Source organism: uncultured Meiothermus sp., from assembly GCF_937863175.1.
Taxonomy (GTDB): domain Bacteria; phylum Deinococcota; class Deinococci; order Deinococcales; family Thermaceae; genus Meiothermus.
In genome coordinates this window covers 1-2,629 of sequence record NZ_CALMCQ010000244.1, presented here as the reverse complement: position 1 = coordinate 2,629, position 2,629 = coordinate 1, and the positions used below count along the sequence as shown (strand labels likewise).

Genomic DNA, 2,629 nt, shown 5'->3' with positions numbered 1-2,629 from the left:
GGTGCCGCCCACCACCGAGGCCACGTGCCGCACCAGGGCCAGCCCCAGCCCGACGCCGGGGGTCTGGGGCTGGAGCCTCAGGAAGGGCTCGCCCAGCTTGTCGAGCTTGGCCTCGGGGACGCCGGGGCCGCGATCCTGCACCCGGATCTGCACCGCCGCGCCGTTGCTGACCTCGACCCGCACGGGGTCGGCGCTGTACTTGAGGGCGTTGTGGATCAGGTTCCCCAAGGCCTGCTGCAACAGCCCGTCGTAGCCGAGGATCAGGGCCTGGGTCTCGCCGGAGACCTCGACCCTCGAGCGCTCCTGCGGCGACAGGCCGCTCAGCGTGGCCTTGAGCAGCGCCCCGGCCTCGAGGGGCTCGGGCTCGCTCTGGGGGCTGCGGGTCAGGGCCAGGAGCCCGGCCAGGATGCGCTCGAGCCGCCCCACGGTGGCCTTGAGGGTGGGGAGGGTCTCCTCCCTGGACATCAGGCCCTGCTCGAGGGCCTCGATCTGCACGCGGAGGGTGGCCAGCGGGGTGCGCAGCTCGTGCGAGGTGTAGCGGGCGAAGCTGCGCTCGCGCTCCAGGAAGCCCTTCACCGCCGCCGACATGCGGTTGAAGCTGTTGGCCAGGTCGGAGACCTCGTCGTTTCCGGGGGGCACCGGGAGGGGCTCGGGGAAACGCTGCTGGGCCACGGCGTGGCTGGCCTCGGTGAGCTTGCGGATGGGCAGCATGAGGTAGTTGAAGAGCACGTAGGCGATCCCCAGGGTCAGAGCCAGCGAGACCGGCAGGGCCAGCAGCACCGTCTGGGTCAGGGTGGTCAGGGCACTGCGGCGGTCGGCGGTGTCGAGGGCACCCTCGAGGATGAAGCCGCCCTCGAGTTCCCGTCGGGCGAAGACCCAGCCAGGCTGACCCTCGGGGAAGCGCCCGCCCACCTCGAAGGAGATCTGCCTGTCACGGATCACCCGGTAGCGGCCTAGGGGGCTGTCGAGCGGATGCGTCAGCCGGAGCGGGTCGAGGCCGACCAGACCATCGCGGTAGATGACCCCCCTGGCGACCTTGGCCATATCCTGGGCGAGCTGCCGGTCGAGTTCGGCACCGAGCGACTGGGCGAAGCGCTAGTAGGCCAGCCCCCCCACCAGCCCGGCCGTCAGCACCGCCACCAGCACCAAGCTGAGGCTCAGGCGACTGCGAAACCCTCCCACCTTTCCAGCCTATCCCATCAGCCCCCCACAATCTGCGTCAGATGGGCCGAGGTAGGGCTAACCCTTAGGACTACCCACGCCGCGCTGACGGATGAACCCCTCTTTGGCAACGATTTCGACCAGTACCTCGGTGCCGGAATCGGGCAGGTCGGAGCCCTGTTAAGCCTTAACGCCGGAAGACCCGCCGTCCGGCAGTAACTTTACAAGAACTTAATACGCACACCCTAACCTCACACTGCGGTGGCCGCACCTCCGGGCCGCCACCCACTTCACGTCGAGGTCAGCATCATGGATAACCGTCGCCTTACCCTCCTCACCAACTTTATCCCTCCCTATAAAGTGCCGCTGTTCGAGCGGTTGGGGGCCTCATTCGCCCAGTTCCGGGTGCTGATCTCGACCGAAATGGAGCCCAACCGCGAGTGGGAGGCCCGCTGGGGCCGCATTGACGTGGTGCGGCAGAAGAGCTGGATGTTCCGTCAGCCCTGGAAGCACCCCAAGGGGTTCGAGGACAGCGTGTACGTCCACGTCCCCTACGACACCCTGCCGCAGTTGTGGCGCAGCCGTCCCGACCTGGTCATCTCCGGGGAACTGGGGCTCCGAACCGTGTTCGCCCGGATATACCGCATGCTCAACCCGCGCTCCCGGCTGGTCATCTGGGCCACGCTCTCCGAGAGCAGCGAGCAGGGGCGCGGGAGGCTGCGGAACCTGCTGCGCAGGTGGCTGCTGCGGGGGGCCGACGGGTTTATCGTCAACGGACAGAGCGGGGAGCGCTACCTGCGCTCGGTCGCCCCCATCAGGGTGCCCGTCTTCCACGTGCCCTACGCCTGCGACACCCGGCTGTTCGAGCCGGTTGCCGAGCGGCGCGAGGCCCCTGCGGCGCTGGCCTCGCGCCTGGTCTACGTGGGCCGACTGATCCCGCTCAAGGGGCTGGGCCTTTTCTTACAGGTCGTGCGCCGCTGGGCCGAGCTACACCCCCAGCGCTCGCTCGAGTTCACCCTGATCGGCGACGGCCCCCTGCGCCGGGAGATCGAGCAGGAGGTCTACCCCCCCAACCTCAAGGTGGTCTGCAAGGGGGCCGTCCCCTACGAGCGGGTGGCCGAGGCCTACGCCGAGGCGGACTTCTCGGTCTTCCCGACCTTGGCGGACGAGTGGGGCCTGGTGGTCAACGAGTCCCTGGCCTGCGGGCTGCCCATGCTGGGCAGCCTCTACAGCCAGGCCGTGGAGGAGCTGATCCTTGACGGCAATAACGGGTGGCACTTGGTGCCCGACGACCTCGAGGCCAGCTACCGGGCGCTCGACAAGACCCTGTCCAGCTCCCAGGAGACCCGCCAGCGCATGAGCCGGGCGGCCCGCCAGAGCGTCGCCAACCTGACCGTACCCCAGGTGGCTGAGCGGGTCATCGCCGCCGCGAGGTCAGTCCTGCCGGGCGAACCTGCCGGGGGGGAGG

General features: G+C 69.0%; 3 protein-coding genes. 2 read left to right on the top strand and 1 reads right to left on the bottom strand.

Going from position 1 to position 2,629, the window contains the following annotated elements; genetic code table 11:
• On the bottom strand, window positions 1-942 hold a 942-nt coding region (locus Q0288_RS09380; protein ID WP_299429734.1), incomplete at its 3' end, for a HAMP domain-containing sensor histidine kinase.
• A gap of 30 nt (window positions 943-972) precedes the next feature.
• On the opposite strand from Q0288_RS09380, the gene Q0288_RS09375 reads away from it, so the two are divergent.
• Both Q0288_RS09375 and Q0288_RS09370 read left to right on the top strand, forming a co-directional pair.
• Window positions 973-1,380, top strand: a complete 408-nt coding sequence (locus Q0288_RS09375; RefSeq protein ID WP_299429733.1) for a hypothetical protein — start codon at window positions 973-975, stop codon at window positions 1,378-1,380.
• A 90-nt stretch (window positions 1,381-1,470) separates the two neighbouring features.
• A partial coding sequence (locus tag Q0288_RS09370; protein ID WP_299429731.1) for a glycosyltransferase family 4 protein occupies window positions 1,471-2,629 on the top strand: 1,159 nt, incomplete at its 3' end.